Raw genomic sequence first — 16887 nt, 5'->3', positions numbered from 1 at the left:
GTTTTTGCTTATTCCGTTACGCCATGTTCATACATTTGTTTGTATTGGCGGTGATAATGTGTGACGAAATACAGCAGGGTCAGCAAGGATGCAGCAAGAATGTAGATCAGCAAAATGCCGGCATTTTGCCACATCACTCCGTATTCTCCACTGGAAATCACTGCTTTGAACCCTTTTACGGTGTACGTCATTGGCAGCAGCGGGTTAAATGCTTGGATAAATTCCGGTACGGTTTCCAATGGGAATGTACCGGCGCTGCTTGTCAACTGCAAAATCAAAATGACAATCGCAAGGAACCGTCCGGGATTTTGCATCGTCGTTACAAGGAACTGGATCAGCGTAATAAAGGTCAAGCTTGTGATGACAGAGAATAGGACGAATAATGGAACACTCTTTACATGAATGCCGACAACATTCAAAATAATGACATCTGCAACGAGCGCCTGTAAAATGCCTACTCCGGCTAAAATGCTGATCTTACTTGTAAACCAGACCAGACCGCTTTTTGGAACGCCGGCAGACTCAACGAGCGGGTACACAATTGTAATCAAAAGTGCTCCGACAAAAAGGCCCAGTGACAGGAAGTAAGGGGTAAACCCTGTTCCGTAGTTTGGCACTCTGTGGTAATGATTTGTTTTTAGTGATACAGGATCCGCCATCATGTTGTACGTGTTATTATTCGCTTGGACAGCACCTGCCGTTTTTGCGGCATCTCCTAATTTATTTTTTAGCTCATTTGTGCCGTTTTTCAATTTATTCGTTCCGTCAGACAAATCCCCGGATCCTTTGGACAATTGCTGTGTACCGGAAACAAGCTGGTTAGAACCGTTCGCCAGTTGTCCGGTGCCGCTTGTAAGCGTGTTTGTTCCATCTGCCAGTTTAGAAGAACCATTTACAAGCTGGCCGGAACCATTCGCAAGCTTGGCTGTACCGTTTGAAAGCTGGCCTGCGCCATTTTTCAAGTCTTTGGAGCCGTCCGCCAGTTTCGCAGATCCGGACTGCAATTGGCTGGTACCATCCGCCAACTTCGCGGAGCCGTCTGCCAGTTGGTCAGCACCCTGTGTCATTTGAGAACCGCCACTATTCAAGGTTTCCAGTCCGCTTGCAAGTTGTGATGAACCGGATTGAACCGTTTTTGCACCTTGATTCAACTGATTCAATTTTGGAATCAGATTAGTCTGTAATGCTGTCACATAAGCATCTTCACCTTGGCTGAGTGCGGCCGCACCTTTTGCCAATTTATCAGTACCGGCGAATAATTGTTTCATTTGATCCGTTTCGGAAATGCCCCGGATACCAGCATTTAATTGGTTGATTCTTGCCGAAAGCTGATCAAACGCTGCGTCCGTCCCGGGTTGGCTGTCTGTTCCGTTTGCAATTTCCCTTGCAATTTCTCCTGGTTTCAGGAGTTCACTTTTATTTTGAGATAAGTTTTGATTAATTGTATCCGCTATTTCCTTTTTTAATTTGTCTTTATCAGTCGCATTTTCTGCCAATACTGTTTGAATTTTACTGTCTGACAAACCGGCTTTTTTTAAGCTATTCGATAAATCTTCAGCTTGTTTTTGTTGGTTCGCTACGATTTGACGGGCCATTTGATCCGCAATTTTCTCAACAAGTTGCGGAATGGTGTCGTTTTCTAACTGCTGGGAAACTTGGCTGGCAATGGCAATCGGCAACTTGGATTTCATTTCATTAACACCAGTTTGCAATTTCTGGGTCCCGCCAAGCAGCTGTGTTGGAATTTTATTCTTTGCAGTGTTTAATCCCTCCTGCAGGTCTGCACTGCCATCGGCAACTGTCTTTGCGCCTTTTTGCAGTTTCGTAGCGTTGTCCAACAGTTGCTGGCTGCCGGTTGTGGCAAGAGTGTTGATCCCTTTCGACAGAACCGTTGTTCCGGAAGCTAACTGATCTGCTCCCGATTTTGCGTCCGACAGTCCGTTTGAAAATGTTATAGAACTTCTAGCCAGTTTTTCCAAATTTGCTTTCAAAGCCTGTGCGCCGCTGTTCACTTGGCCTGCACCGGAATTTAACGAAACGGCACCTGTGTATAATTGGCCTGCGCCGTTATTCAGTTTGCCTGCCCCATTATTTGCCTGAACGATTCCGTTGTTCAGGGTAAGGGTGCCATTATGAAGTGTAAGGGTGCCCTTATGCAAATCTTTCGCGCCTTTATCGACTTTCGTGATCCCTGTGTTCAAGGCAATCTGGCCGTCGTACAATTTGTTTGCGCCTTTCCGGAGGACGCTGACGCCGTCGCCAAGCTGTACAGTACCGTTATTTAATTTTTTGGCACCATTGCTTGCGGTTTTAAAACCGTTCGCCATTTCTGTTGCTTTTTCGAAAATTGTCTCAGCGTATGTTTTTGAAACTTCTGCGGACAGTTTGTCTTTCACTTTTAACATGCCCGATCCGCCAACCTGGCTGGCAAGGAAGTTTGTGCTGTCGTTCGGGATATATTGCAGCTGGAGTTTTTTAGGTTTTTTATCCAGCAGTGTGGTCGCATTCTCGGAAAAGTTTTCCGGGATTTTTACAACCATATAATATTTTTGGTTGTCAAGACCGTCCATTGCTTCCTGCTCAGAAACAAAGTGGAATTCAAAGCCGTCGCTTTTCTTTAAATTTTTTTCCAAATCTTTCCCAATGGTAAAAGTCTCTCCGTTCATTTTGGCGCCCGTGTCCTGATTAATAACTGCAACAGGCACTTTGTCCATTCTGGCATATGGGTCCTTAAAAGCCCAGATAAACATTCCTGCATATAGAACTGGAGCTAAAATAACCGCAATGACCGGTATCAGGAATTTTGGGCTTTTGATGACTTGCATAAACTCTTTATGAATCAGTGTAAAACCATTCACTTTAAAACCTCCAAACTTCTTGACTAGAATATTCAAACGGTCATTTTTGGGTAAAAAAGAGCTTGCACGATTAACGACAGCTCTCTGGATGGTCTAAGGATAACCCCTTGAAAATGTATAGTTCAAATAACTTGGCAATCTCTTTTTTTGAAAGCGGGGGATGTTTTTTCTCCCAGTCGAAAATCAGTGCGATATACATTTTCAACATAATAAAAGCAGTCAGATTCGGGTCGCATGGAACAATCTCCTGCTTGCCGACCGCTTTTTCAATATACTGGCTGATGTAATGAATAATGGTATCTTCCATTACATGCAGTGCATCCACCACTTCCGGCGTGCCAAGTTGGACTTCCTCGTAAAGTTTGATCGCCAGTTTATGTTTGAGGCGGAACTCCAGCATGTCGTAAAGGGCACGGTGGACGTTTTCTATAAAAGAAAGATGTTCATCGATCGCCTGTTCAGCAGCCTGTTTCATGTCTGCAATCAGATTTTCCATAATATAATTTAGCAGTTCTTCTTTATTTTTGAAAAAAGTATAAATGGTGCCTTTGCCGACGCCCGCAAGCTTTGCCACCTGATCCATAGTCGTGGCTTTGTAGCCGAAAGCTGAAAAAGACTTTTCCGCAGCGCTGACAATCTGCATTTTCCGGTCTGCCATGACAATCCCTCCCTTCTTGACCAAATGAATAAAACAGTCATTTAGTGCTGCAAAAGTAAAAAATAAAAGTGGCTTTTATTTTCACCACCCAAGCATGATAACACAAATTGGGAAAAATGCATAGAAAAAAATCCTCCCGTTTACAAAAAAAGGCAAGGACGGATACCTTGCCCGGGATATGCAGCAGATCATTATTGATTTTCAGGGCCAATCACTTTTAACGGGCGCATCATGTCATAGTCTTCATGCTCTAAAATATGACAGTGCCAGACATAATCACCGCTATAAGGCGCAAATCGCATCATTACCCGCGTGATTTGTGCTGCCGGTGCCGCAACCGTATCTTTCCAGCCCCGTTCGTTCGGCGCAGGCGGTACAGCCGGTCCTGTGTAAACGATCTGGCCATTTTGATTATAAAGATTGAGATCAAACGGGCGGCGATCCAAAATTTGAAATTGGATCAAATGAATATGAATCGGATGAGTAAAGGCCGTTATATTCATCAGTGACCAGATTTCAGTCGCGCCCAGCTTCGGTGTTTCTGTAACCGGATCCATCCATTTTTTGTTATCCAAAAGCAGCAACGGGCGCCCGTATTTATCGGTCGCACCGGAAAGTTTCAAATTCCGGAGGGCTGTAATATTGTTTTTCGAAAGCGACGGAATGGATGATAAAGATTGCGGAATTTTACTGGTATCTTCGTTTGAAAGCGGCAGAGAGACCCTGAACTGCATGATATCGCCGGTTTGGTCTTCGGGATCAGCATTTGGGCCAAGGTCATTTTTTAATGTCATGGTCCGGCCGGCATACTTGGAAAAATCGATGATGATATCTGCTCTTTCTGCCGGTTCCAGCGATAATCTTTCCAATTTAACCGGTCTTCTGAGCAGGCCGCCGTCCGTACCGATTTGGTAAAGCGGTTGGCCTGAATCGAGATATAACTGGTATGGCCGTGAATTGGAGACGTCAATGACCCTAAACCGGTATTTTCTCGGTTCAACTTCTAAATACGGCCATATTTTTCCGTTAACAAGAATTGTATCTCCCAAAAAGAACGGGATCACGGAAGGATTGGGCAAATCTTCGGAAGGATTGGCCGGCTGGCTCGGGTAAAATAAGGAACCATCGTTATTGAAGGTCCGGTCCGTTATCATCAGCGGGATTTCATAGTCACCTGCCGGCAGATTCAAACCTTTTTCTTCTTGATCGCGAATGATATACATTCCCATAAGGCCGGCGTAAACGTTTAAACGTGTGATGCCGATTGCGTGGTCATGATACCATAATGTTGTGGCACGCTGTGTATTCATGTATTCATACACTTCTTTTTTAAAATGCGGGCCTGTTTCGTTAAAATTGCGGGTAAACCAGGCTTCAGGGTAGCCATCGCTTGCCGGCTCGGTTTCGCCGCCATGCAGGTGCACAACGGTTCTTACTTCCGGCAGTTCCATTCCCATTTCATCAAGTATGGTGGTATCAACCGGCAGAAAATGTCTTTGCGGCAGTTGGTTCATCCATTTGACCCGAACCTTTTCCCCGCGGCCGGTTTCAAACACCGGACCCGGAAAACTGCGGTTATATCCCCACAATCTTGTCGGCCTTAAATCCCTGTGCAGCTTCTGCCAAAATTCTTCCATCCTGACTTCATAGTAGGCATATCCATCTTCCGTCCCCACCGGCTTGATCGTATCCAGCATCGGAAGGCGGTCAACAAACTTTTCCAGATTTGGACTCAAAATCCTCAACTCCCATTGATGGTCATTTTATTCATTTACAATAGACTATGAAACAATGGAAGCGTTGGAAAGGGGCAGATGTAACAAGAAGGGGAACACAGAGAAAAGTTTATTTGGTGAACATGTATAACCAGCCTGCCCCCAGCTTATGTAAGTATATGGCAAGGTTCGCCTGTCCTTCATTTTTTCACGAAAAAATAAAATTGAACGGCACGTCCAAAAAACATATAATAGCCTATATTGGTTCGCATTTTAAAGTTATGACGAAAATGAAGGTGGCATCGATGAAAAAATTACTATTGCTGGCAACAGGCGGAACAATCGCTTCTGTAAAAAGGAAAGAAGGCCTGGTACCGGGGCTGTCCGCTGAAGAATTGCTCCGGTATGTTGAACATACTGCGTTCGCTGCGAATGTCACGGCTGAAATTTTAATGAACCGTGACAGTACGAATATGCAGCCGGAACATTGGGTTGAAATAGCCGGGGCAGTTGCCAAAAATTATGATCAATATGACGGTTTTGTGATCACACACGGGACAGACACATTGGGATATACGGCAGCAGCTTTGTCATATATGCTGCAGGGATTGCAGAAACCGGTTGTGATTACAGGTTCGCAGGTGCCGATCAGTTTTAAAAAAACAGATGCGAAGAAAAACTTATCGGATGCCCTTCTTTTTGCAAGCGAGGATATTGGCGGCGTGTTTGTTGTCTTTGACGGCCGCGTGATAATCGGAACAAGAGCCGTGAAAATGCGGACGAAAAGCTATGACGCTTTTGAAAGCATCAATTATCCATATGTCGCCCGTATTGCTGCGGATAAAGTGGAATATATTTGGAAACCGGCTCCTGCCGATCATGAGTTCACTGCTGATACAAGCCTTTGCCCTGATGTGTTTCTTTTAAAACTGCATCCCGGCACCAAGCCCGAAATCTTTGATTTTTTAAAAACCCATTACAAGGGGATTATTATAGAGAGCTTTGGAAATGGCGGTGTCCCGTTTGAAGCACGAAACCTGCTGCCGAAAATGAAAGAATTGACAGAAGCCGGCATTGCCGTTATGATTACGACCCAGTGCCTGGAGGAAGGCCATGACTTATACCTTTACGAGGTAGGGAGAAAAGTGGCACAATATCCTGTCATCGTTTCAGGCGATATGAATACGGAGGCCATCGTGCCAAAACTGATGTGGGCCCTCGGCAAAACAACGGATTTTGAAAAAGTAAAGGCGCTGATTGAAACGCCGGTTGCTTATGATTTGTCGGTAGACTGGGGAACAGCAGATTAAAAGAAGGATAGGAATGATTCAAAATGTGGCCTGATGAACGCCATTGCGGGTGAAAATTCGGATCGAAATGTCTTTCATCGGCCTGATGAACGCCATTGCGGGTGAAAATTCGGATCGAAATGTCTTTCATTGGCTTGATGAACGCCATCGCAGGTAAAAATTCGGTTAAAGATGTCTTTCATTGGCCTGATGAAAGACATTACAGGTAAAAATTTGAATCGAAATGTCTTTCATCCTTCAAATGACGCTATCCTACACAAAAAATTAGAACAGAGTGGGGTTCATTCATACTTATTTGTAAAAGCGACATGATTTTACAAATTAATATTGCCCATTCTTGCTATACATGCTATTATGAATACAAATGTATTTCCTTTAATCCGGTCCAGAGAGGCTGAAAAGGCGGTAATATAGGACGTTTGTATATACCATGCCCTTTTCCGGTTCGGACGGAAAGGGCATTTATTTTTGCCCGGATTCCAGGAAACTCTTTTAAAACAAAGTCCATGTGAGGCTTGGAAGGAGCACGATAAAATGAATTATCGCAGTAAAACAGTTGCAGCATCTGTTATAGGCTTGACATTGGAAGGCATGGATATCATGTTCATTTCCTTTGCCATGTCAATGATCATTGCCAATTTCCACATTGATATGACAAAGGGCGGCTTTATCTCTTCCATTACCAACCTCGGCATGCTTGTTGGCGGCATGGTTTTCGGAATCATGGCAGATAAATTTGGCAGAGTCAGAGTTTTTACGTATACCATTTTCCTTTTCGCAATCGGCACTGCACTAACCGGATTGGCAACCAGTATTGAGCAGGTTTACGTATTTCGTTTCATTGCGGGCCTTGGTGCCGGCGGGGAGTACGGCATTGGGATGGCGCTGGTTGCGGAGGCGTGGCCGAAAAACAAACAGGGCAGGGCATCTTCTTATGTCAGCATCGGCGCACAGTTTGGCGTCATCATTGCGGCACTTATCAGCGCGGTTGTCCTGCCGGCATGGGGTTGGAGAGGATTATTCTTCGTCGGCATCATTCCGGTTATATTTGCTTATCTCGTACGTAAAAATTTAGATGAATCCCCGGAATGGCTGGCTGCCCAGAAACAAAAACGGACAGCCAAAAAAGCGGAAAAAAGCAAGTTAATTCAACTGTTTGCAACACCGCGCACAGCGGCAACCACAGCAGCATTGGCGATTATGGCAACCGTACAGATCGCGGGATACAATGGGCTCATGATCTGGCTGCCATCTATGCTGCAGCAATCGCAGGGGCTGTCTGTCTCAAGCTCGGCGCTGTGGACGATCAGCACAGCTGTCGGTATGATTGCCGGTATGCTTGCATTCGGGCAATTGATTGACCGGATTGGAATCAAACTGGCTTACGGCATTTTCCTTCTAGCATCGGCCACGGCAGTCTTTCTGTACGCTTATGCGAGCGGCAGTGCCGGGGTATTGATTGGCGGTGCGATTGTCGGGTTCTTTTCAAACGGGATGTTTGCCGGATATGGGGCATTAATCAGCAGATATTTCCCGGTTGAAGTCCGCAGTACGGCTACCAATACGATTTTTAACTTTGGGCGTGCAGCAGGCGGTTTTTCACCGATGCTTGTCGGCTTCATTCTCCAGCATTATCAAATGTCAATGGCGATGGGTTATCTTGCAGCACTCTACTGTATCTCCTGCCTGGCAATGCTGACATTGGCAAAGAAAACTTCAGATGGGAAACAGCATAATTCAATCAGCTCGGTTTCAAAATTAGCATAAAATGAAAAAAGCCATTCATTCCGCTAAAATAGCTGAGTGAATGGCTTTTCGCTGCAAATAGCAAATGAACCGTGTAAAGAATACATTCACGGCTCATTTCAGTGGATATGTTTTTTTATCGATAAAAACATTCAGGATTATTTCTGTAAGACTTCCCTGTTAATCAAACTCGGCGGGCATTCTCCCAGCAGCCCCTTTGTTAAGTTCTCGGCTGCCAGTTTCGCCATGGCATAGCGGGTTTCAGATGTGGCAGAGCCGATATGAGGCAGGGTAACGACATTTTCCATTTTCAAAAGCGGGTTGTCGGCTGCGACTGGTTCCTCATCAAAAACATCCAGCCCGGCAGCAAGAATCGACTTGTTTTCCAGTGCTCTGATCAAAGCCGCTTCATCGACAGTCTGCCCTCTTGAGCCGTTTACAAAAACAGCTGTTTTTTTCATCAGCCGGAATTCGCGGTCTCCGATTAGATGGCGGGTTTCAGGTGTGAGCGGCGTCATTAAACAAATAAAATCGCTTTTTTGTAAAAGTTCATCGAGTGAACAGTATGTAGCGTCAAAAGCATTTTCTGCTTCCTTGTGCCGTGAGCGGTTATGGTATAGAATTTTCATATCAAAACCGCGATGGGCCCGTTTTGCGATTGCACTTCCGATTCTCCCCATTCCGATAATGCCTAGCGTTTTATGATGGACATCGATGCCATATTGGGCTTCAGAGACCGGTTCTTTCCATTTTCCTTCTTTTACATAACGATCCAGTTCTGTGAATCTTCGTGCTGCGGCCAGCAGAAGACCAAAAATAGTATCAGCGGTTGTATCATCTAAAACGCCCGGCGTATTCGCAGCCATTACCCCACGTTTTGTCAGCTCACCGATATCCAGGTTGTTATAGCCGACAGCGATGTTACAGACGATCTTCAAGGCAGGCGCGTGGTCGAGCAGGTTACGGTCCACTGCCAGCCCGGATCCGATCAGTCCCTCTGCTTCTTCCAAGTCAGGCAATAAGTCCGTATAGGCGTTGCAGTTTTTGTAATATTTTACGTCAAACTGTTGTTTTAAATTTTCTACCAGATCTTCCGGCATTTCACTGTAAACAATAACTTTCTGTTTCATGATGATCCTCCCTTGATTCATGATAATAAAAGTATATCAAATGTTCGCAATGTTTTCTTTGATAATGAATCAGAGGAAATCGATAAAGATCAAATTTGTTTATGGGGCCGATGAACGCCATTTCAAGGATCAACCCCGGTAGAGATAGCGTTCATGCGGGCGATGAACGCCATTTCAAGGATCAAACCCAGTAGAGATAGCGTTCATACGGCTGATGAACGCCATTTCAGTCATCAACCCCGGTAGAGATAGCGTTCATACGGCTGATGAACGCCATTCCAAGGATCAACCCCGGTAGAGATAGCGTTCATACGGCTGATGAACGCCATTTCAAGGATCAAACCTAGTAGAGATAGCGTTCATACGGCTGATGAACGCCATTTCAGTCATCAACCCCGGTAGAGATAGCTTTCATACGGCTGATGAACGCCATTTCAAGGATCAAACCTAGTAGAGATAGCGTTCATGCGGCTGATGAACGCCATTTCAAGGATCAACCCCAGTAAAGATAGCGTTCATACGGCTGATGAACGCCATTCCAAGGATCAACCTCAGCAGGAGACAGCGTTCATCTCGTTCCATAAATAATTGTGCCCGTCATCCAATATTTAAGCATTTTTTGGCTTTAACCAAACCTGCCCCCGCCGCAGCTGAACAGTCTTTTTAGCCGCATCGCCCGGTAAATGACCGCAGCTTGCCTGCCTTTCCTGGTATACGGATTCATCTTGGTACGCAGGCATTCAACCATTGCGCTGTCGCATTCACAGACGGACCGCCCCCGCTTGAGGCAAAGATCATGGCGCATACAGCAGGCATCCACATCATTAGTAGGAGCCCCCGGCCCGCTGCATCCCGGCCCGCACCAGCGGTATCCCGGAAATATGCAGTGAGAAAAATGTTTATTATGCTTCGGTACCTTGTACATCTAACTGCACCCCTTTTCCAATCTTTACGATAAAATATGATTGGAATGGCGGGTTGGAAAGGCATATCAGCCCTTAAATGGTAAAACTTGCATAAAAGCATAATTTTCGGGGCTCTGGATTGTAATTTTCAGCTGATAGATTATGATAAAATTAGAAATGAAAGGCGATACTGAACCAGACTCGTAAAAAATGGGGGTCCCGGATGTGGAAACATCACTTCAAATATTGCTCCAATTGTTTGAAAGGGCTGCACTGCTATTTACCTGTTTATTTTTCATCACAAGAATTCCGCGCTTCAAGGAAATTTTTCAGAAAGAACGGCCGTCTGTATTTGAATTATGTTTTATCACAACCGTTTTTTGCAGCTTTGCCATTTTTGGCACTTATTCCGGGATAAAAGTAGACGGCTCGATTGTCAACGTTCGGATCATTGCAATTGTTTCGGGCGGGATTTTGTTTGGCCCCTGGGTTGGCATTACGACGGGAGTGATCTCGGGCCTGCACCGTTACCTCATTGATATTGGCGGTATTACATCCTTTCCGTGCCTGATCAGCAGTGTTGTCGCCGGGATTATTTCGGGCCTGATCAGCAGGAAAGTAAAGGACTCTTGGCGTTGGTTTGTCGGTATTGGCGCCGGAATGTTTTGTGAAGTATTGACGATGCTATTGATTCTGGCTTTTTCCCATCCGTTTTCAATCGGCCAGGAAATTGTCTCAAAGATTGCTTTTCCAATGATTCTTGGAGAAGTCAATATTGGCTTCATTGTTCTTCTCATTAAAAGTGTTGAGAATGAGAAGGAGTTTGTTGCAGCTAAGCAGGCAAAACTGGCACTTGATATTGCCAACAAAACATTGCCCTATTTTCGCTCGATCACGACCGAATCGCTGAAAACAATCTGTACGATTATCAAAGAGGATATAAAAGCCGATGCGGTCGCGATCACCGATACAAAAAAAATCCTTGCCTATGTCGGTTTTGGGGAAGAACGGTACCAAATCGGCCATGAGATTATCAGTGATTTGACAAAGTCTGCAATCAGAAGCGGGGAAATTACAATCCGCAATCATATTCAGGACCAACAGACCCCGCAAATCCAATGCTTGTTGATTATTCCCCTGAAAGAACGGGATGAGGTAACAGGCGCGCTGAAAATCTATTACCGGAAAGCCAATAAGATTACGTATTCTTTGCAGACAATGGCAATCGGGCTTGCTCAAATTATCTCAACTTTAATGGAAGTGTCGCATATCGAAGAAATTAAGGAAGAGGCAAATAAGGCGGAATGGAAAGCCCTGCAGACGAAGATCAATCCGCATTTTTTGTTTAACTCTCTGAATGCGATTGCCTCCACAACGCGCAGGAATCCAGGGAAAGCAAGGCAGCTGATCATGAATTTATCCGGATTCATGCGCTATAATCTTGAACTGAACGATGAATTTATCGATATCCATAAAGAGTTGCAGCAAGTTCGTGATTATATTGAAATTGAAAAAGCAAGATTCGGCAGCCGCCTTCAGGTAGAATATGAGATTGACGAAGTAGCCGTCCGTATTCCAAGCCTGATGATCCAGCCGCTTGTCGAAAATGCCATTAATCATGGCGTTCTGAAAATAAAGGGGCCCGGAGTCGTGACGATTGCTGTCAAAGATATCGGGGACAGGGTCCGTATCAGTGTAAAAGATACAGGAGCAGGCATTCCGGAAGAAGTGATTGAGCATGTGTACCAGGATAATGCGCCGGTCACGCAGATTGGCCTGTACAATGTTTACCGGCGTGTCAAGCTGATTTATGGAAAAGGCTTGGTAATTAAAAGGCTTGAGCCCGGGACGGAAGTATATTTTGAGATTCCAAAGGTGAGTGAACATGAAGGCAATTATAGTAGAGGACGAAATACCGGCACGTGAGGAACTGGAATATTTGATCGAAACTTACAGCAATATTGAGGTTACAGACTGCTTTGAAGATGGCTTGGACGTATTAAAATTTTTGCAGGAAAATGAAACAGATGTCATATTTCTCGATATTAATATTCCTTCTCTTGACGGTATGCTTTTGGCGGGCAATATCAGCAAGTTTGCACATAAACCTTATATCATCTTTACAACGGCTTATAAGGAGCATGCTGTCCAGGCATTTGAACTGGAAGCTTTCGATTATATTTTGAAACCTTACGATGAAAAAAGGCTGGCCGCTACACTAAAAAGATTGGAGGCCGCTTATCAAAGAGATAGGAATAGCCGTGAAGAGACCGCTTCTCCGTTAGAAAAAGAAAATTCACCCGGGACAAAACGGGTCAATTTACGGAAAGACGAAAAGATTATTGTGACCGATGCCAATGATATTTTTTATTGCGAGGCACGGGAAAAAACCACGATCGTCTACACGCGCGAGGAAACATATGTGATGCCGATGAACATTTCTGAATTCCAGACGCATCTGCCGCCGGATTTGTTTTATCGCTGCCATCGGTCCTATATTGTAAACCTGACAAAGATCCGTGAAATTGTGCCCTGGTTCAATCAAACTTATTTGCTGCGGTTGAGCGGTTTGAACGCGGAAGTTCCAGTAAGCAGAAGAAACATGAAGGCATTTAAACAGCTGATGCATTTGTAAACGAAAGCCTGAATGGGATGGATTGTCCAGGCTTCCGCTGTTTCCTTTCCACCGCCTGCTTTATGCCCCTTCCAAATGGGTCATCTATGCGTTTCTCTTAACCGCTTATGCCTATTTAAAGCGATTTCATTCCTGAAATGGTTTCTCTCTTTATTTTCGTACTATACTTTTCACTGTAGAAAAGGAACGTGAGAAAAAGGAGGAGAGGGCATGAAGGAAAGAAAAGCAAACCGCAGTTTGATCGTCCTGGGTACAATCATTGTGCAGATGGGTCTTGGAACGGTTTATACATGGAGCTTATTTAATCAGCCGCTTGTGGATAAGTTTGGCTGGCAATTGAGCGCGGTATCCACTACGTTTTCGATTTTAAGCTTGGCGCTTGCGGTTTCCACTTTATTCGCTGCAAAGCTTCAGGAAAAATGGGGGCTGCGCCGTTTAATTGTTTTTTCAGGGCTGCTGCTGGGCGGCGGGTTAATCCTGAGTTCAATGGCCCCGTCATTATGGATGTTGTACCTTCTCGCCGGGTTGGTTGTCGGTTATGCGGACGGGACGGCATATATCACTTCATTGTCCAATATCATGAAATGGTTTCCGGAGAAAAAAGGGTTGATGTCAGGAATTTCTGTTGGTGCATATGGTACAGGAAGCCTGGTTTTCAAGTTTGTTAACAGTGCGGTTCTCGAAAATTTAGGGGTTACACAAGCCTTTATCTGCTGGGGATTAATCGCAATTGTGATGATTGCGGGAGGGGCTTTCCTTGTAAAAGAAGCCGCAATCGAAACAGAAGCCGGTTCGCGAAACGCTGAAATGGGGAAGGGAAAAGATTTCTCTGTGAAAGAAATGCTGAAAACACGGCAATCCTGGCTCTTATTCGTGATTTTCTTTACAGCCTGCATGAGCGGTTTATATTTAATTGGCCTGGCAAAAGATATTGGGACACATCTTGTTGGCCTGGATATGGCGACCGCAGGCAATGCAGTGGCATTAATTGCGATCTTCAATACAATCGGAAGGATTATCCTTGGCAGTTTGTCTGACCATGTCGGGCGGATGCGGGTTGTATCCGGCACCTTGCTCGTAACTGCAATAGCTGTTTCCATATTAAGTTATGTTCAACTGAACTATGCTTTATTCTTCATCTGTGTCGCAGCGATTGCCTTCTGCTTTGGCGGAAATGTCACCGTGTTTCCGGCAATTGTCGCAGACTACTTTGGATTAAAAAACCAAAGCAGAAACTACGCGGTCATCTACCAGGGCTTTGGTATCGGCGCATTATCAGGATCCGTCATTGCCTCTGTTTTAGGTGGATTTATGCCAACATTCAACGCCATCATGATATTATGCCTGATCTCCTTTCTGCTCACACTTATCATCAAATCTCCGGCTGATAAAGCGGTGCAGCCGGAAAACGCAACATATCGCAAAACTGTCCGGCGTATCGGAGCCCATTCAAATTAATGCATGGCATGGAGCAGAAAACCCGCCCGAAAGCATTCTCCACGGGCGGGTTTTCCATGTTCATGCCCCCCGCTTTATCCCTAATAAATGGATGATCCAGATTTTTACAAATAAATTTTTACAGCCTGGAAACAAAAAATAAGTACAAAACATTGAAATAAACAACTGATTACAAATATAATAATATTAACAATACGAGGAGGGATTCTTTTTATGGAGGCTATACAATCCAGGCAAAGGTCGATGTTTCAAAAAGTGCTTGCGGTATTCGCCGTTTCGCTTTTGTTTGCTACGGCAGGCCTGTATACGGGAAGGCTTGTGCCGCCAGCTTTGATGATGCCGCTGATGGTGGCGGAAGTGGTCATGATTATCGCAGCATTCTGGCTGAGAAGGCGTAAAAGCGTCGGCTACTTATTTGTTTATGCGTTTACGTTTATTTCCGGAATTACAACTTACCCGATCGTTTCTTATTATGCATCGGCAGCCGGGGCGGAAGTAGTCCTGCTGGCATTCGGTTCAACCTTTGGCATTTTTGCCGTCATGGGAACGATTGGTGCCGTAACAAAAAAAGACTTATCATTTTTAAGCACCGCCTTATTGGTTGCGCTGCTGGCGCTGATTTTTATCGGGATATTTAGCATTTTCAGCCCGCTGACTTCAACAGGCCTGCTTGCATTCTCTTTCATTGGGGCCATCGTTTTTTCATTGTATACGATGTATGACTTTAATATGATGAAACATCACGGCATTTCAGAAGAGATCATCCCGCTTTTGGCACTTAGCCTGTATCTTGATTTTCTTAATCTGTTTACGTATATTTTGCAAATCCTCGGTATCTGGGGAAGCGACGATTAATTCAGCACAGACCCCAAACTTGCACCGTCCGGATCTCCATTGTTTGAATGGGATGAGCCTGTGGCGGATATGAAAAACTCCTGCCTGAACCGGCAGGAGTTTTTCGTTAAGGTTTCCTTTTTATGACAGTGTCTTTTTCACACGCCGTAACCGGTCGCAAGGGGCTTTTCATCCCACTTAACGGGCCGTAAGTTTTCCATCTCAACTTTTTTATAAAGGTTTCCTTTTTATATCTGTTAGGATAAAGCCGCTTTCCGGCAATGTTGGCATTTTATTCATGTGGAAGCTCAGGTCCTGGGCCGGCACGCGATAGTCAATTTTGTTGCAGAGAAAATCGAGAGAAGCTTTTATGACTTCCTGTGTGATGCCTTCTCCAGGGCAGCGGTGGCCTTTTGCCGGGTCGGAACCGCCCTGTGGAATCAATTCAAATAAGCTGCTGTTCCAATCTTCAAAACGTTCAGGGCGGAAAGCATCGGGATGGTCCCAAATTTCCGGGTCGTGGTTGGTGCCATAAATATCCAATAAAACAAGCGTGCCTTCTTTAAACTTGTACGCGTTCCATTCGAAATCTTTACGTACTTTTGCACCGAGGAATGGGCCAAACGGATAATACCGCCTGACTTCACGGGCAAACCAATCGAGCTGTTGTTCATCCTGTGTCCGCAGTTTTTCTTTATAGCCGGGATGCTCATGCAGGGCCAACGCTGCGAAAGTAATAAAAGTGGCAATCGCTGTAATCGGGCGCAAAACATTAATGAGTTCAATGGCTGCCATGCGCGGTTCCCATTCGCGGCCTTCACTGTCACGGTAATGTGCCATTCTGCTTAAAGCGGATCCTTCTTTCACCTGCAGTTTGCCCGCTCTTGTGTCTTTTATGATGCCTTCTATCCAATCTTCCGTGTTTTGTCTTGCCAATCTGCCTTTCCAGTGGCGGGGTCCGACAGCGCCAAAAGCATAAACCATGTCAATAAAATCTTCCGCCCGTTTTTCTGCTTCCTGTTCCTCCAGCGGTACACCGGTCCAGCTGCACGCAACACGGCACAACAGTAATTTTGCTTCATCAAATAAAACAACTTTTTCACTTTTTTCCCATCTTGGAATCAAAGCTTCCCATTCGGCTAATGCCAAATCGGCGAGCTGTTTTTGGTGTTCAGGTGTCATGAGTGACATAAACAGCAGTTTGCGGCGGCTGTGCTCCTCGCCGTCGATCGTTTGAATGGCATTTTCACCGAATAGCGATTTTTGGATGCGTTTGGGGACAGCGCTGCTGCGTTTGAATTTTTCCCGGTCATAAAATAATTTCCCGGCTTCTTTGCCGCTGATGCAGATGGCTTTTTGCCCCAGAACGCGTGTTTCGAATATATTTGTTTGGTACTCATCCGTGCGGTTTTTGATGTAAAGATAGCCTTCCTTTAATAAATCCGCGGTATCGTCAATTGTTCGTTCGTTAGGGATTTGGTTATCCATTGTATGATTCTCCTTTTTATTTCCTTTTCACCTTTTTTGAGCTGCTTAAACGCCGGGGATTTTGAACGGGTTTGTACTAGCTCAATTTTTCCCGGGGAATGAAATAAATATGAGCTGTTTTCCGAAAATGTCATTTTTGTTTACATTTGC

12 protein-coding genes are annotated in these 16887 nt (G+C 44.9%); 6 read left to right on the top strand and 6 right to left on the bottom strand.

The window, feature by feature from the left end; translation table 11 throughout:
- Positions 1–8: 8 nt before the first annotated feature.
- From C232_RS0104260 to C232_RS0104250, 3 genes are all read right to left on the bottom strand, one after another.
- Positions 9–2858, bottom strand: coding sequence for a YhgE/Pip domain-containing protein (locus C232_RS0104260; protein WP_018661632.1), 2850 nt, complete (start codon positions 2856–2858; stop codon positions 9–11).
- A 70-nt stretch (positions 2859–2928) separates the two neighbouring features.
- Positions 2929–3516, bottom strand: coding sequence for a TetR/AcrR family transcriptional regulator (locus C232_RS0104255; protein WP_018661630.1), 588 nt, complete (start codon positions 3514–3516; stop codon positions 2929–2931).
- A 191-nt stretch (positions 3517–3707) separates the two neighbouring features.
- Complete coding sequence (locus tag C232_RS0104250; protein WP_018661628.1) at positions 3708–5252, bottom strand: multicopper oxidase family protein; 1545 nt, start codon at positions 5250–5252, stop codon at positions 3708–3710.
- Between the two features lie 284 nt (positions 5253–5536).
- Here C232_RS0104250 and C232_RS0104245 point away from each other — a divergent pair, with 284 nt between their 5' ends.
- Both C232_RS0104245 and C232_RS0104240 read left to right on the top strand, forming a co-directional pair.
- Entirely contained in the window at positions 5537–6541 is a 1005-nt protein-coding gene (locus tag C232_RS0104245; protein ID WP_026314470.1) for an asparaginase, read from the top strand.
- Positions 6542–7075: 534 nt separating this feature from the next.
- Positions 7076–8308, top strand: a complete 1233-nt coding sequence (locus C232_RS0104240; RefSeq protein WP_018661625.1) for an MFS transporter — start codon at positions 7076–7078, stop codon at positions 8306–8308.
- Positions 8309–8445: 137 nt separating this feature from the next.
- On the opposite strand, the gene C232_RS0104235 is transcribed toward C232_RS0104240, so the two are convergent.
- Positions 8446–9417, bottom strand: coding sequence for a 2-hydroxyacid dehydrogenase (locus C232_RS0104235; protein WP_018661623.1), 972 nt, complete (start codon positions 9415–9417; stop codon positions 8446–8448).
- A gap of 625 nt (positions 9418–10042) precedes the next feature.
- Complete coding sequence (locus tag C232_RS0104230; RefSeq protein ID WP_018661621.1) at positions 10043–10342, bottom strand: hypothetical protein; 300 nt, start codon at positions 10340–10342, stop codon at positions 10043–10045.
- Positions 10343–10532: 190 nt separating this feature from the next.
- Here C232_RS0104230 and C232_RS0104225 point away from each other — a divergent pair, with 190 nt between their 5' ends.
- From C232_RS0104225 to C232_RS0104210, 4 genes are all read left to right on the top strand, one after another.
- Complete coding sequence (locus tag C232_RS0104225) at positions 10533–12248, top strand: LytS/YhcK type 5TM receptor domain-containing protein (RefSeq protein ID WP_081622725.1); 1716 nt, start codon at positions 10533–10535, stop codon at positions 12246–12248.
- Positions 12208–12957 (top strand): LytR/AlgR family response regulator transcription factor, encoded by a 750-nt coding sequence (locus C232_RS0104220; RefSeq protein ID WP_018661617.1) that lies wholly within the window; start codon positions 12208–12210, stop codon positions 12955–12957. The genes C232_RS0104225 and C232_RS0104220 overlap by 41 nt, the downstream gene beginning before the upstream one ends.
- 210 nt (positions 12958–13167) lie before the next feature.
- On the top strand, positions 13168–14415 hold the full coding sequence (locus C232_RS0104215) for an L-lactate MFS transporter (RefSeq protein ID WP_018661614.1): 1248 nt from the start codon (positions 13168–13170) through the stop codon (positions 14413–14415).
- Between the two features lie 213 nt (positions 14416–14628).
- On the top strand, positions 14629–15270 hold the full coding sequence (locus C232_RS0104210; protein ID WP_018661612.1) for a Bax inhibitor-1/YccA family protein: 642 nt from the start codon (positions 14629–14631) through the stop codon (positions 15268–15270).
- 210 nt (positions 15271–15480) lie between these two features.
- Here the strand turns inward: C232_RS0104210 and C232_RS0104205 are convergent, their stop codons facing one another.
- A complete protein-coding gene (locus C232_RS0104205) occupies positions 15481–16737 on the bottom strand; it encodes a CYP152 family fatty-acid peroxygenase CypC (protein ID WP_018661610.1) in 1257 nt (418 codons plus the stop codon).
- Between the last annotated feature and the right edge of the window lie 150 nt (positions 16738–16887).

It is taken from the genome of Heyndrickxia acidiproducens DSM 23148 (genome assembly GCF_000374345.1).
Taxonomy (GTDB): domain Bacteria; phylum Bacillota; class Bacilli; order Bacillales; family Bacillaceae_C; genus Weizmannia; species Weizmannia acidiproducens.
Note: the sequence above shows the minus strand (reverse complement) of the source record. Positions and strands in the feature narration are given on the sequence as shown.